Here is a 15,066-nt window from a genome sequence, read left to right as displayed (position 1 = left end):
TTACTCGATTAAGGGTTTTCAGAAATTGAACGTCCGTCAGTCTGTGAATCCTGCATTAATTGTAACAGCCCTGTTTCGTCGAGGATGGTTATCCGCAGCTCGACCGCCTTGTCATACTTGCTGCCAGGATCAGCACCGGCCACTATATAATCGGTTTTTCTCGAAACACTCCCCGAGACTTTCCCACCCAATGCTTCAATCTTTTCCTTGGCATCTTCCCGGGAAAGATTAGGCAAGGTTCCCGTCAATACGAAAGTTTTGCCTCCGAGCTTGCCCAGGCTGACACCGGAGCCCGCCTCCGCCTGCTGCATGCCCGAGCCTTCTTCCCACCGTACACCCCCGGCACGCAATTGCTCGATGACTTCGAGATTGTGTCGCTCGGCAAAAAAATCGGCAATGCTCTCGGCTACCACCGGACCGACATCCGGGACTTGCTGCAAGACTTCCCTATCCGCCGCCATTAATCGATCGAGGTTTCCAAAATACCGGGTCAGGTCTTTGGCCGTGGTCTCGCCAACGTTGCGGATACCGAGTGAATAAATAAACCTGGCCAGCGTAGTATGCTTGCTTTTCTCGATAGCGTTTATTATGTTACCCGCCGATTTCTCCGCCATGCGCTCCAGGGCTGCAAGCGCGGCAATGCCCAGTCTATAAAGATCCGCGGGCGTTCTGATAATGGCGTTATCCACCAGTTGCTCCACCAGCTTCTCTCCCAGGCCATCAATATTCATGGCACGACGCGATGCATAATGCAGGATCGCCTGTTTTCGCTGCGCTGGACAAAACAGTCCACCGGTACAGCGCGTCACTGCTTCTCCCGGCAAGCGTACTGCTTTGGCACCGCAAACCGGACAGTGACCGGGCATGACAAACGATTTGACATGCCCCGATCGCTTCTCCTTCTGTACAGCCACCACTTCAGGAATCACATCACCCGCCCGTCGCACAATCACGCTATCGCCGATCATCACATCCTTGCGCCTGATTTCATCCTCGTTGTGCAGTGTCGCGTTAGTGACGGTGACACCCCCCACAAATACCGGCTTCAGTCGCGCAACCGGGGTCAATGTGCCGGTTCTACCCACCTGGACATTGATTCCCAGCACTTCGGTTATCGCTTCCTGCGCCGGAAATTTGTGCGCCACGGCAAATCGGGGAGCTCGGGAAACAAACCCGAGCTTTTCCTGCTGAGCCAGATCATTCACCTTATATACGGTGCCATCTATGTCGTAAGGCAGGCATTCACGCATCCCTTCTATTTCACGGTGATATTCCATCAATGCCGCCACCCCATTCACCACGCTACCCTCACGAGCCACCGGAAAACGTAGCGACGCCAGATAATCCATTATGCGGCTTTGTTTATCATGCGGCACATTTCCATCGGGATCCGCGCCAATGCCGTACGCAAGGAACGTAAGCCTGCGATTAGCGGTCATACCGGGATCAAGCTGCCGCAGCGAACCGGCCGCGGCATTGCGAGGATTGATGAACTCTCTCTCATTTTTTTCACGCTGTTGCTGGTTAAGTTTCTCGAAATCGGCTTTCAGCATCAACACTTCGCCCCGCACCTCAAGCAGGGCAGGTGGGGAGCCACTACTCAAGCCGCCATGCAGATGCAAGGGAATGGATTTGACGGTACGCAAATTCAAAGTGACGTCTTCGCCGATGTATCCATCGCCACGGGTTGCGCCGGTGGTAAATATCCCATTCTCGTACCGAAGGCTAACGGCAAGCCCATCAAATTTTGGCTCCACCATGTATTCCACGCTGTCCACCCCAAGGGTCTGACGCACACGCCGGTCGAATGCGTCCACCTCCGCCGCCTCAAACGCATTATTGAGCGAGAGCATGGGTGTACGATGAACAATTTTCGGAAATTCCTTGAGCGGCGCAGCACCTATGCGCTGCGTAGGAGAATCCGGTGTAATGAGCTGGGGATAGCGTTGTTCAAGTTCCTGCAACTCTCGAAACAGGCGGTCGTATTCAGCATCCGGAATAACTGGCGCATCCAGTGCGTAATACTGATAGTTATGCAGTTCGATTGTATTGCGCAGGTTATGTGCCTGATGCCTGATGTGATCAGGAATGTTCATTCACGCAAACAGCCTCAACGCAATCTCGCCGCCGGCCGGAATCCTGCGTGCCAGCATCATGGATTGAATGGCACTCAACTGTTGTCTGATTTTGCCAATACCGCTATCACTCAGGGGCATATGATTATCATCGACCATAATACCCCCCAGGGTGTCAGAGAAAATCCCGGCGAGATGCATCATCTCATCAAAAATATTTTCGCCGTTTGCCACACGGGGCACGTCAAGCAGAAAAGTAATGCCATGAGTAGTAACCGTTCGCATGCTATCGGGAAGAAATGGAGAGGATTCATGATTATTGAGGGAAAACAATAAAGCGTTGTTTTCGTCGCGGGAACTGAACACACCATTGGCCCCCAGTTTGAAACCCGATGCTTCCGCTAAAACCTGGATCTTGGCACCGGTAAATACACTATTATCCCTGCTGATAATGTTGATGCCTATCATGACATCCACTTCCGCGCAGAATTGGTCCAGCGATAATGCCTGCGCGTATGCCTGGCGAGCATTGGGACAGTCCGCAACCGCATTCACGCGCGTCGCGAAGTTTTGCACCATGTCCTGGAACTCGGATAAGCTTACTTCGCTCACAGGACCGGCACGATCGGCAAGTTGCAGGCAGCCCCTCAAGCTAATATAGCCACCCTTACCAAGGGTCTCTATCGTGATTTCTTCCCAAGACGACTCTACAGTTCTTTGCCCCAGCCATCGCACCGGTTTGCTGAAATCGAATTTCCGCTGTAATACCTCTGCCAGTTCCGCATCTGCGATGAATGTTTTGGCACGGATGTTAGCGATATAATCGACCGCATCCACAACATGAACATGACTGGCAGGCGTCTGTTCATGCGAGGTGGCCGAACTGATTGAGGTGGTTGAGTTGGCTGATGCGATCAAACCGGCTGATATGGTCGAATCGGCTGACGTGGCCGAACCAGCCGACGTAACCGAAGAGCCATCTGGTATGGCCGCTACGGAGGTAACGTTCAGATCCGGCTCCGTAATTTCCACCGGTTCAGGTCCTCCGCCCGGCTCTCCCTGCAATTCCCGCAATAATTCCTTACCGAGTTGCGGTTCGACCCGTTCATCGTCCGCGACTGAGGCATCCGCCTTTGTCTTTAACAGTATATCTTCATGTTTGCGTGCGAAGGCTTCTTCCGCGCCCCGGCGGTAGCGCCGCTGCTGCATCCAGTTAAAGAAAACCACACCGAGCACCACCACGAAACCAATGGCAATCAGGCTGATCTGCAATTCGCTCATATCCGTCATGCCGGTCAGGTCGCCATGGCTACATCGTTCAGTCTGACGGCTTCTTCGATCTCTACCGCAACCACGCGCGAGACGCCCTGTTCCTGCATGGTGACACCTATCAATTGTTGCGCCATCTCCATCGTGATTTTATTGTGGCTGATGAACACAAACTGGGTGTGACGCGACATTCTCTTCACGAGATTGCAGAAACGTTCAGTATTACTGTCGTCGAGCGGCGCATCCACCTCATCCAGCAAACAGAATGGAGCCGGATTCAACTGGAACAGTGAGAACACGAGCGCCAGCGCGGTCAGGGCTTTTTCACCGCCAGACAGCAAATGAATGGAGCTGTTCTTCTTGCCCGGCGGCTGCGCAAAGATCTGTACACCCGAGTCAAGAATCTCCTCGCCCTTCAATATCAGCTTCGCCTGTCCGCCGCCGAATATGGTGGGGAACAATTCATTCAGGTGACCATTCACCTTGTCGACGGTCTCCAGCAGACGTTCACGGGTTTCACGGTCAATCCGTCGAATTGCATTTTCCAGAGTCTCCACTGCTTCTTTTAGATCCTGAGATTGCGAATCGAGATAGGTTTTACGTGCCTGGGCAGATTGCAATTCCTCCAGTGCGCCGAGATTAACCGCGCCTAAGGCAGTTATCTCGATATTGAGGCGGTTAATCTCGGCCTGCAAGGAGGAAGGCCGCGTTTTCCCGAGCACCCGTATCAATTCCTCCTCGTCCGCCCCCGCCTCTTTTAACTGCGCGCTAAACTGATTTTCGGTAATCCTTGCTTCCTGTTCCTTGAGGCGAGCGTTGTTAATGGATTCCCGCAACGGGTGCAACTTTTGCTCGGAAGTCATGCGCTCCTGCTCTATTCCGCGCAAATCACCGGACGCGCTTTCCAGGGCATTGCGAACCGCCGCCAGCTTCCGTTCCCGTTGTTCTCGCAATGATAACCATTCCTGAAGGTGATCATTCAGCGGACTTTCATCAAAACCGCTTTGATCATTCAGCAATTTTTCCAGATTGTCTCTGAGTTCAACGGCATTCTCGTTGATGAGTTGGACGGAATTCTCCACCTCGGCAATTTTATTCTGACAGGTTTTTTCATGAAACGCAGCTTCCTGCACCTCCTTCACCGCATTCTGCGCGAGCTGACGCTGAGCGTGCAGAAACTGTTCTGCCGCTTCACTCGCCAGCTTTTCCTTTTGCTCCTGTTCCCGCAAAACTCCAATCTGGACTCGATATTCCGCCAGTTTTGTTTCGGCATCCTGCATCCGGGCGGTTTCCGCGACCGCCTGTTGACCGATTTCCGCCAACTCTGTATCGATCTGACTCCGGCGCTGGTTGGCGCGCTCAGCCAACTGAGTGAGCTTCAATGCTTGCATTTGCGCATTATGGTGCTCTTGCTGGAGTTGTCCGGCGTCATAACGTAAACGCGATACGGAGGATTCCAGTTCGCGGCAATCTTCTTGCGCCGCCTCCAGGGCAGAGCCTTCGACCGAGAGGCGGGCGCTCAGCGCGTCCGTTTCGATTTTAATCTGGGCCATCTCCCGTTGCCGCGCCAGCACCCCATGCAATTGTGAATCCGGCGCATAATAAGTAAGGCTGTGACGCGTAAAAATATGGCCTTCACGTGTAACCAGCATTTCACCAGGAGAAAGTTTCGCTCGCTGCAAAAGACCGTCCCGCACCCCTTCTATCACAAATATCCCGCTCAACCATTCATCCAGCACAGGTTTTATTCCCGCGTTGTCGCAAGTCAGGTAGCGATGTAACGACATCCAGCCTTCCCTGCCCTCCGCCATATCATTTGCGTACTCGCCCTGTACCGGCAATCTTGCGCATTCAAACAACGCCCATTTTCCGGGAGGCGAATCACCTACCCAGTCATGCGCCGCTTCCAATTGTTCCAGCCGCGCACTGTTAAGACGCTCCCGCAGTACCGCTTCAAGCGCATCTTCCCACCCTTTCTCGATCTGGAGGCTTTGCCATAAACGCGGTGCCGCATCCAGTTGATGCTTGACAAGCCATGCATTTAACCCCTGGCTGCCTTCGAGCCGATGCTGCAAGCGCTGCAAGGCATTGAACCGGGCTTCCGTCTGGGTAATCTGTTGCTCCAGCACCTGCGCTTTCCGCGCCAATTCACGTTGGGCCTCATTCGCGGCCAGCAACAGGCTCTCGGTTTGCGCAAGCACTTCTTGTTTCTGTTTCAAGCCGGTTGCGGTGTCTTCCGTCTCCCTGTGCAAATGGGATAACTCTTCAACATTTGGCTGGAGCAGGGTATCTCGCTCCGACATTAATTTTGTGCGGCGCGCTTCAAGCTGCTGAAAGGTTTTTTCGGCATAAACACGATGGCTTTCTTCCAATTGCCCAGCCTGCTCAGCCAGGAGCAGGTTGCGCTGAGTTTCAGCCAGTTTTCCCTGGCACAAGCGAAAAGCGGAATCCGCCTGCGGCAGTTTCTCATTTTCCGTCTCGGCTTTTTGCTTACCGGCCTCGCGAGCCAGGTGCGCGCGTTCAAGCTCTCCATGCCAGTGATTCAAGCTGTCACCCGCATCCTCCACCTGTTTTTCATGGTGTTCAAGCTGACCCCTGACCATGGTGATTTGTTGTTCCATACGCTGATGATTTTCGCGCAGGTGCCGTATCTGCTGTTCGATACGCGCGACTTCCGCGTTGGCGGCGTAAAGCTCGCCCTGAGCCTCATGCAGGCTGTCACCGATGGCATAATGTTGAGCGCGCTTAGCTTCCAGGCGCTTTTCCGCTTCACGCAGGTTCGCGGTTTCGAATTCGAGAGCTGTTTGCAGAAACTGGGACTCTTTTTCCACGGCGGTACGCTGCATGGCAGCTTCCTGTTTGCGGGCTTGCCACAAAAGGTTCTGCGCCGTGTGTAGCCGGGCTGTCATATCTTTGAACTGACAGGCAATCCCGGCCTGCTCTTCCAGATGCAGCAACTGTTTTTGCAGTTCCTGGCAAATATCGCTCATCCGCAAAAGGTTTTCACGCGTATCTGCCAGACGCGACTCCGTTTCGCGGCGACGCTCGCGGTATTTTGATATCCCTGCCGCCTCCTCAAGAAATATACGCAACTCCTCGGGCTTTGCCTCAATAATACGAGAGATCATGCCCTGCTCGATTATGGCGTAACCACGGCCGCCTATGCCGGTGCCGAGAAAGATATCGGCAATGTCGCGGCGGCGTACATGAATATTATTGATGTGGTAAGTCGATTCGCCATCCCGCTGTAGCACCCGCTTGATGCAAATCTCCGCATAGCTCGACCACTGCCCCGCCGCCTTACCGAGATGATTGTCAAACATCAGCTCCACGCTTGCGCGGCCCACCGGTTTACGATTGGCGGAACCGTTGAAAATAACGTCCTGCATGGATTCGCCGCGTAACGCGGATGCCCGCGATTCGCCCAGAACCCAGCGCACCGCGTCGATTACATTGGATTTGCCGCACCCATTGGGGCCCACAACCCCGACCAGATCACCGGGAACAGGAATTTCTGTGGGATCAACAAAGGACTTGAAACCTGCGAGTTTGATATGAGAGAGACGCAATTTATCGTTCGCAAACAGTTATAATTGTGCAGCCCAACGTAAAATCTTAACGTCGTTCCTGAAAGGTCTCACTTGGGCGCAGACCATTCTAACCGATTTGACCGAGATAAGAGAATGCCCAGTCGTCCCACAAAAGAACTGGAAATCTTCCCCAACCCCACACCGGCGCGAGATTACCATATTCACATGGAAATTCCGGAGTTTACCTGCCTCTGTCCAAAGACCGGGCAACCGGATTTCGCCACCCTGATCCTCGACTACATTCCGGACAAAAGATGCATCGAGCTTAAGAGCCTTAAGCTTTATATCTGGTCTTATCGTAACGAGAACGCATTCCATGAGGCTGTTACGAACCGTATTGTCGATGACCTGACCGCCGCGTTAAAACCAAGATATCTGCGTCTCACCGCCAAATTTTTTGTACGTGGCGGCATCTTCACCAATATCATCGTGGAACACCGCAAATCAGGATGGAAACCTTTACCGTTAGTAGAGCTGGGTAAGTTTGAGGGTCAGTCTACAACACGCGGATAAATTGCCAGGGAGTAATGATGAAGATTCCGCGTTTATTTTGCCTATGCGTTATCGAGAAGCTCTCCTCAGCTCTGCCAATTTTTGAAATCAGCCTACGCTACATTCAAAGTTACAGATCTTACAGGATGGTCATGCCACTAGCCGGAAGCCCGCAAATACAACAATCCATAGCGTTCCTGGTTGTCAGCCTGGCGCTGGCAACCGCAAATGTTACAGCATATGGGGCGAATCCCGCTGAACGGCCAATTTCTCAATCTATCCCGGCGGAAGCACACGAAAAATTCGAAGATACTCCCATCGCAGAAAGCAAAATTGACGTACTCTCCGAAGAAACGAACGAATCAGACGATTCCGCCGCCGTAATACCCGCGCCTCCAGGCGATTTATGGGAGCGTATACGCAGCGGTTTCGCCATGGCTGAAATGGATAGCGATGAGGTGCGCAATGGGGAGGATTTCTACGTCAATAACCCCAAATACGTAAAACGCATTATTGAACGCAGTAAACGCTACCTGTTTCATATTGTTGAGGAGGTGGAGCGCCGCCGCATGCCCGCCGAGATCGCTTTGCTGCCTATTATTGAAAGCGCTTTCAATCCCAAGGCTTATTCTCGTAGCCATGCCTCCGGCATTTGGCAATTTATTCCATCCACTGGCAAGAACTACGGCTTAAAACAGAACTGGTGGCATGATGACAGGCGGGATATTGTCGCAGCCACGCGCGCCGCGCTGGATTATTTACAGAACCTCTATAGCATGTTTGGCGATTGGGAACTTGCGCTGGCTTCATACAACTGGGGCGAAGGCGCAGTGGGGCGCTCACTCATGAAAAACCGCGACAATGGGTTGCCGATGGATTTCCGGAATATCAAATTGCCACCCGAAACCCAGAGCTATGTGCCTCGATTGATCGCCATAAAAAATATCATCTCCAATCCGGCAATCTTTGGTATCGAGCTTGAATCTGTGCCTAACCAGCCTTATTTCGAGGAAGTCCCGGCAACTCGCCATATGGATGTAAAACTTGCGGCAAACCTTGCGGATATTTCCGTGGACGAGTTTAACGCGCTTAATCCCGCCCACAACCGCCCCGTCATAAATGTCGATGGATCGCGCATCCTGCTGCTGCCGGTAGATAAAGTAGACATTTTTACTGAGAATCTGAGGAATCATGACAAACCCCTGGTGTCGTGGCAAGCCTACCAGGCAAAAAAAGGAGAAACCGCCGAGAAAATCTCAGTGCGGTACGGCATTAGTGTACAGCGGCTGAAAGAAATCAATGACATAAACGGACACAGCAGGATAATGCCGGGGCAGACGTTGCTGGTACCGTTTAACGGTCGCGCTGATGGTGCGGATATTTCAATCATGAACAACAAACCTGTTGCACCAAGAATCTTCGAACGCGATTTCGTCTATACCGTCAAAAAAGGTGATGCGCTATTCGGTATCGCCCAGCGTTACGGTGTTACTGTGGCACAAATAAAGGCATGGAATGACGGTACCGAACGGCTCCTGATCGGCCAGAAACTCGTGCTCAAGCATACCCCGTTTGACAGAACACCCCTTCGCTCGTCAGAGAAAAGCGCCCTCCCCGCAAAAAAGAGTATGTGACGTTGCTGCCAGCCGCCTACCGGACTTGAAGACCGAAGCGAGAAACAATTAATTCTATCGGCCAAAAAAGCGGCGAAATACAGGCTGGTCCGATGCTCCTCCCCAAACGGCAATGACTTATCCTGAAGTTCCTTAGACGCTTTCGCTATGAATCCCGTCAAGATGATTGGCTCGCCCGGGTATTTTCCTACGACTGCGCATGGCATACATGCTCGCGAGGCCAAGACCGAGAAGCGCTAGCGTCGCTGGTTCCGGAACGGTGCCCACTTCCTCGGGAATAGTACTGGGAGGATCAACGGGATCAGGACTACCAGGACCACCGGAACCAGGTCCACCGGAACCAGGTCCACCGGAACCAGGTCCACCGGAACCGGGGCCGCCAGAACCAGGTCCACCAGAACCAGGTCCACCAGAACCGGGACCGCCAGAACCGGGACCGCCAGAACCACCACCAGAACCACCACCACCAGAACCACCACCGCCAGAACCGCCACCGCCAGCGCCGCCGCCACCAGAACCACCATTGCTCCCAGCGGAGAGGGTACGGCCACCTCCTCTGCTACCCGCGCCACCTAGGCCAGTCCCTCCGGGACAAAGGCCATCGTCCCGTAAGCCGGTCTTTTGCGACTGCCCATGATGCCGTTGCAGGCAATCGCCTCTCGGACCACGCGGCGCCGGGGAGGAGTTGTGGGTCTGATCCGATTGAGCCTGCTGGCCAGCGGCCTCCGGGCTTCCTCCATCTGGCCCCCAGTCCATCGAACCGAGGCCCAGGGTAGCAAAGAAACCAATAATTGTATTTTCATCCTCGCTTGATCCGATATCTTCATCGTTTGCGGCGATCTTGCCCAAGGGGAGATCGAAAATCGTGAAACCGGCAGCGGGCGAACTCAGCAACGGCGCTGCAAAGGCTGAGTAGAGGCCATAAAGCAAACTGAGCCCGCTAAAATTATCTAGCAGATTATTCTTATTAGCGTTCTCACTCCATACGGAAGAATTCACAGGAAATAATACGTTATCAGCTTCCGGGCGGCTCATACTGTACTTCGCGGAATAAATATCTTCATTCGCAGCACTCGCCCCATTGACTTGCAATATTGGGATAGCGTGAGCGCTCGCTGAAAATAAAACGATCAGCAATGCCGCTGCCTGAAATAAAAATTTTGCTGTGTCCATGATATGAAGATTCCGATGCCAGAGCTATTACGCTGAAACTCAGCGTTGAGTATGTTTGCATCGTAGCAATTCTGGCTAAAGGCACAATTGGACATTAGTACACCTCGCAGCCAACCGGATTTGAAGAATTCAGGCGAATGAGCAATCGGGTGAGGAAGGACTTTGAGGATTTTGAAGCCAGTGGCAGTTCCATTGGCCCAGGCAAGCGGTTTGGTCCGGAATATCTTTTTTAGGGCAATTTCCTTTAAATCCGGCAGCTAATGTACAGCCGACTTGGAAAATAATTGCAAAACGACCACCCCGGCAATGATAAGCGCCAGTCCAATGATAGCCGGGATATCAAGTGATTGTCCAAAAACCAGCCAGGCGATGAGCGCGATAAGTACGATACCGGCGCCGGACCAGATAGCGTAGGCAACTCCCACCGGAATAGTGCGCAAGGTCAACGACAGAAAGAAAAAGGCAATAGCATAACCTGCCACCACTAAAAGCGAGGGCCACAATTGTGTGAAACCATTGCTCGCCTTCAAGGCGGAGGTCGCCACCACTTCGCTGACGATTGCGATGGAGAGGAAAAGCCACTGCTTCATTGCTGTGCTCCTTCACAAATGGACGCCGGCCAAAATCCACAAATTCAATATCACTCCCCTATCAAATAGAGACAGAAACTCGCGATAGAGTGATAGGGGATTACATTAAATTGATGGCATCAGTTTCTGTAATTTAGCAGAAATTCGCAAGCAGGTTTCCCCTTGTCTCAGCAACATGCTGAGATGGCTGTTCATCTAGGGCCTGTTAACACTTATTTTGCACCCGCGATGGCGACGGATTTCATCCAGCACGAGGCATGAGCCGCGCGGCGGAGCAGGCTTCCGTAAGCGGCGAGTAACGAAGGGCTGGATGAAATCCGTCCCGTCCCTTCGGGTTGCGCACAAAAAACGCGGATGCCGCGTTGCGAAGCTTGGCCATAGGCCTACTATGGCCTGCGCTTCGCGCCTTGCCTCCGTGTTTTTTGTGTAGCAACGCGGGTGCAAAATAAGTGTTAACAGGCCCTAGAGAAAGCTTTCACCTGGTCGCGTGTCCTGCTGAACAGAGTAAAAGCATTCCTGCGATTAATAACGAAGAACATCATTGACTTTAGCGAAATGAGATTATCAGTCGACCCGAATAAAGGGCCAGGCACGGCAATCTCAATCATCGATAATAACAATGCTTTGTGTGGCAACGTACCGACCCCAATCCCATCTTTTCATTAAACTTTCTCGATTACCAATTCATTCAAACTAAAAAAAACCGTTTCTCAGATCATTTAACAAGAGGTGAAAAATGCCAAGAAAAAAAATGCTCACACTCTCCTGGTTATTCAGGCTGTACGGCAAAAAGATGACGGATGCTTCATGGTTCTTACCAATCATTGCGGCCATTTTATTTCACCCGTCCGTTGGCAGCGCCGCAATACCCGATGATTCCTATATTGCGGGTTACGCCGCAGGGGCCCTCAAACGTGATTTCAAGCTCGATCTCTCCTCCCTGGTGGTACGAAATGGCGTTATTACGGTGCCGGTAGGTGATTTAACGCCAGAAGACCGAACACGAATTTTGCAGACGTTATCGGAAATCCCCGGAGTTACCGGAGTAATAGCGCTGGAAGGCACCGGCAAAGAGGTTATAGCGCCCAACCCTGTTCAAACCGAGCAAGCAGCGGATAAAAAGCTGGAAAGCGCCCATCAGCAGGTTATAGCCGATCCTGCAGCGCCAGGCATCCGGAGCGCTCCCGAAAGTTCATCCGAAACAAATACAACCGTTTTTGCGACGGGCTTTCTACCCACCGGGCACCTGTTTAAACCATTACTGGCTGATCCGCGATGGGCTCACTTCTCAGCCGCCTACCGCAATTATATCGGGGATAATATTGACGGAAACAACAATGGAGCGGTCAGTTTTGGTGAAACGATACCGTTTTATCGGGCCAATCTGGGGAAGTCCATTGTGCAATGGGAGACAGGTCTGCAGGCCGGTGTCTTCAGTGACTTCAACCTGGATGCACGCTCATCCGACCTCATCAACACAGATTTTATTGCATCGGTTTACGCAAGTGTTCGCGCACGTCAATTTTCCGCATTTGGCCGTATCTTCCATCAAAGCTCGCATCTTGGCGATGAGTTCCTGCTGCGTACCACCGTGGAGCGCATAAATCTCAGCTACGAGGGGGCTGATCTCAAGCTTTCGTACGAACTCCCGTATGGATTGCGGGTATACGGTGGTGGGGGCGGTATTTTTCACAAACAGCCATCGACAATCAAGCCCTGGTTAATACACTATGGCGTTGAGTTCAGAAGCCCCTGGCGTATTGAGTTCGCGGCAATGCGACCGATTCTGGCGGTGGATATGAAAAACTGGGAACAAAACAATTGGAACCTCGACGTATCCGCCCGAGCCGGCGTGCAATTCGATAATTTTCAAGCATTCGGCCGCAAGCTCCAGTTTCTCGTGGAGTATTTTCACGGCAATTCTCCAACCGGCCAGTTTTATAGGGAAAGGGTCGAATATCTCGGTATCGGAGCGCACTACCATTTTTGAATTCAATTTGTATAGATGAATGGATGACGAGTGTTCTTTCCCGTCGCAGAGGATTGGAAAGGAACGCGAATAAAGCGGCAGGCGTTATACTAGAAAATTAAAGGTTTCAATCTCTAGTGCATGCCCAATATCATTATTCGCAATTATCCGTCGCATACCTTCGATACGCTTGTCCGAAGTGGCTTACATCCAGTACTGGCTCGCGTTTACGCTGCGCGTGGCATCGAAGAGCCGAATCAACTCGACATGGAATTGTCGCGACTGATTCCATTTGAGCGTCTGAAGAACGTTTCCACCATGGCGGTGCGCCTGGCCGACGCAATCCTTGCGCGGAAGCGCCTGCTGATTATTGCCGATTATGACTCGGATGGCGCCACCGCTTGTGCTGTTGGCATACGTGCACTGAGAAAATTTGGCGCGATAGTGGATTATCTTGTTCCCAATCGTTTCGAATATGGTTATGGCCTCACGCCGGAAATCGTACGGCTTGCCGCCGCTACCACGAATCGTCCGGACATCCTCATAACGGTGGATAATGGCATCGCCAGCGTGGAAGGGGTGGCGGAAGCCAATCGTCTCGGCATGCAAGTATTTGTGACCGACCATCATCTGCCTGGGGATGAACTGCCAGACGCCGCCGTTATTGTAAATCCCAATCAACGCGGCTGTGATTTTCCCAGTAAGCATCTTGCCGGAGTGGGCGTGATATTTTACCTGATGCTGGCGCTGCGGGCGGTGCTGCGCGCTAGAGGAATATTTGCACCTCCCCAAAAAGAACCTAATCTGGCCAGCCTGCTTGACCTGGTTGCATTGGGCACCGTGGCCGATGTAGTGAAGCTTGATGACAACAATCGTATCCTGGTGCAGCAAGGCTTGCAACGCATCCGCAGAGGACATGGCTGCGCGGGTATCAACGCACTGATGCAAGTCGCGCGGCGGGATTTCCGGCGGACCTCCACCTACGAACTGGGTTTCATGCTTGGGCCGAGATTGAATGCCGCGGGACGGCTGGACGATATGGCACTGGGCATTGAGTGCCTCATCACCGAGGACGAATCTCGCGCCTCGCAAATTGCCTTGCAACTCGACGCGCTTAATCGTCAACGCCGGGAAATCGAATCGGACATGCAGGACAGCGCACTGGTTATGCTGGAGACCGCGCTTTCCACGCAGCCTATGCATAATGCGACGCAAAACGCCACTGGCAAGACTCTGAATACCCATAGCTTGAGCCTGTTCAATCCGGGTTGGCACCAGGGCGTGATCGGCATACTCGCATCGCGCATAAAGGACAAATTCCATCGCCCCGTTATTGCATTTGCACCTGGCGGCGACGGCGAAATAAAAGGCTCGGGGAGATCCATTACAGGGTTCCATCTGCGGGACTCATTGGATCTGGTTTCCAAGCGTTACCCAGGCCTGCTGCTCAAGTTTGGGGGCCACGCGGCGGCGGCGGGGCTGACAGTACGCGCCAGCGATTTCGAAAAATTTCGTGATGCTTTCGAGCAAATCGCGCAGACATTGCTTACCCCGGCCGACCTCACGCTGGTTATCGAAACCGACGGGAGCCTGGATGAGTCCGAGTTGAGTCCGGAACTGGTACGGCGTCTTACGGAACAGGTGTGGGGGCAGGGCTTCACCCAGCCCGCATTCAATGCCTGCTTCCGGGTGGAAACGCAGCGAATAGTCGGAGAGAAGCATCTGAAGTTAAAATTGAGGAAACAGGAAACACGGCCCGGAGAGCGCGAATCGAACAAATCAGGCCGTCTCTATGACGCCATGCTGTTCTTTCACACGACTCCGCTTCCGGAAACGATAGATGCGGTTTATCGGTTGGAAATGAATGAGTTCAACGGCGGCTCCACCCTGCAATTCATTCTGGATTACTGGTTTCCATCCGCTTTAAGCACTGGCGCCTGATTATCGGTTCCTGAAAGGCAAGAACCTTGACGTGCTCATTTTGCCATCTGCCTCTCGTCCCTTGATCAGCCTGTTGAACCGGATGAACAGCGGCGCCACTTTTCCTGCAACAGTCAACCAGCCATACCGGACGCCGGCCCGATCACTGACACATAAACTTCTTTTCAATGGGGAGCGATGGCGTTTATCCTAAATCCGGCAGTTGGACGGGGCGGAGTGTGCGGTTTTTGGGGTGCAGAGCGAGGCGCAACGACGCGGAATGGTCATTCCATTCCAAGGAGTTGCAACGCTGCCATGCGCCGTAAAAACCGTGCAATCTGCCCTGTAGCGGAC

At 52.8% G+C, this 15,066-nt stretch carries 10 protein-coding genes; 4 read left to right on the top strand and 6 right to left on the bottom strand.

Annotated elements, in window-relative coordinates; all coding sequences use genetic code 11:
• Positions 1–8 precede the first annotated feature (8 nt).
• The 3 genes from ligA to smc are packed head-to-tail and all read right to left on the bottom strand — an operon-like array spanning position 9 to position 6,913.
• A complete protein-coding gene (gene ligA, locus BLR00_RS05510) occupies positions 9–2,096 on the bottom strand; it encodes an NAD-dependent DNA ligase LigA (protein ID WP_074631333.1) in 2,088 nt (695 codons plus the stop codon).
• Positions 2,097–3,356, bottom strand: a complete 1,260-nt coding sequence (locus BLR00_RS05505; protein ID WP_256324058.1) for a cell division protein ZipA C-terminal FtsZ-binding domain-containing protein — start codon at positions 3,354–3,356, stop codon at positions 2,097–2,099.
• Between the two features lie 14 nt (positions 3,357–3,370).
• Positions 3,371–6,913: a chromosome segregation protein SMC gene (gene smc, locus BLR00_RS05500; RefSeq protein WP_074631328.1), complete on the bottom strand. Its 3,543-nt coding sequence runs from the start codon at positions 6,911–6,913 to the stop codon at positions 3,371–3,373.
• A 114-nt stretch (positions 6,914–7,027) separates the two neighbouring features.
• Between smc and queF the strand changes: the two genes are divergently transcribed.
• Positions 7,028–7,447, top strand: coding sequence for a preQ(1) synthase (gene queF / locus BLR00_RS05495; RefSeq protein ID WP_074631326.1), 420 nt, complete (start codon positions 7,028–7,030; stop codon positions 7,445–7,447).
• Between the two features lie 131 nt (positions 7,448–7,578).
• The gene (locus BLR00_RS05490; protein WP_256324057.1) at positions 7,579–9,060 is read left to right on the top strand and encodes a transglycosylase SLT domain-containing protein; all 1,482 of its coding nucleotides are present in this window, start codon (positions 7,579–7,581) and stop codon (positions 9,058–9,060) included.
• 132 nt (positions 9,061–9,192) lie between these two features.
• Here BLR00_RS05490 and BLR00_RS16910 read toward each other — a convergent pair whose 3' ends face one another.
• The 3 genes from BLR00_RS16910 to BLR00_RS05475 form a co-directional block, all read right to left on the bottom strand.
• Positions 9,193–9,327, bottom strand: a complete 135-nt coding sequence (locus BLR00_RS16910) for a PEP-CTERM sorting domain-containing protein (protein WP_256324056.1) — start codon at positions 9,325–9,327, stop codon at positions 9,193–9,195.
• Complete coding sequence (locus BLR00_RS16905) at positions 9,297–9,632, bottom strand: hypothetical protein (RefSeq protein WP_176759915.1); 336 nt, start codon at positions 9,630–9,632, stop codon at positions 9,297–9,299. Before BLR00_RS16905 ends, BLR00_RS16910 begins: the two co-directional genes overlap by 31 nt.
• Positions 9,633–10,490: 858 nt before the next feature.
• Positions 10,491–10,823 (bottom strand): DMT family transporter, encoded by a 333-nt coding sequence (locus tag BLR00_RS05475; protein ID WP_074631325.1) that lies wholly within the window; start codon positions 10,821–10,823, stop codon positions 10,491–10,493.
• Between the two features lie 736 nt (positions 10,824–11,559).
• Between BLR00_RS05475 and BLR00_RS05470 the strand changes: the two genes are divergently transcribed.
• A complete protein-coding gene (locus BLR00_RS05470; protein ID WP_081346652.1) occupies positions 11,560–12,813 on the top strand; it encodes a DUF1207 domain-containing protein in 1,254 nt (417 codons plus the stop codon).
• Between the two features lie 120 nt (positions 12,814–12,933).
• Complete coding sequence (gene recJ, locus BLR00_RS05465) at positions 12,934–14,733, top strand: single-stranded-DNA-specific exonuclease RecJ (protein ID WP_074631324.1); 1,800 nt, start codon at positions 12,934–12,936, stop codon at positions 14,731–14,733.
• Positions 14,734–15,066: the final 333 nt, after the last annotated feature.

It is taken from the genome of Nitrosospira multiformis (genome assembly GCF_900103165.1).
Taxonomy (GTDB): Bacteria; Pseudomonadota; Gammaproteobacteria; order Burkholderiales; family Nitrosomonadaceae; genus Nitrosospira; species Nitrosospira multiformis_D.
This window is presented reverse-complemented; position numbering and strand designations above follow the sequence as displayed.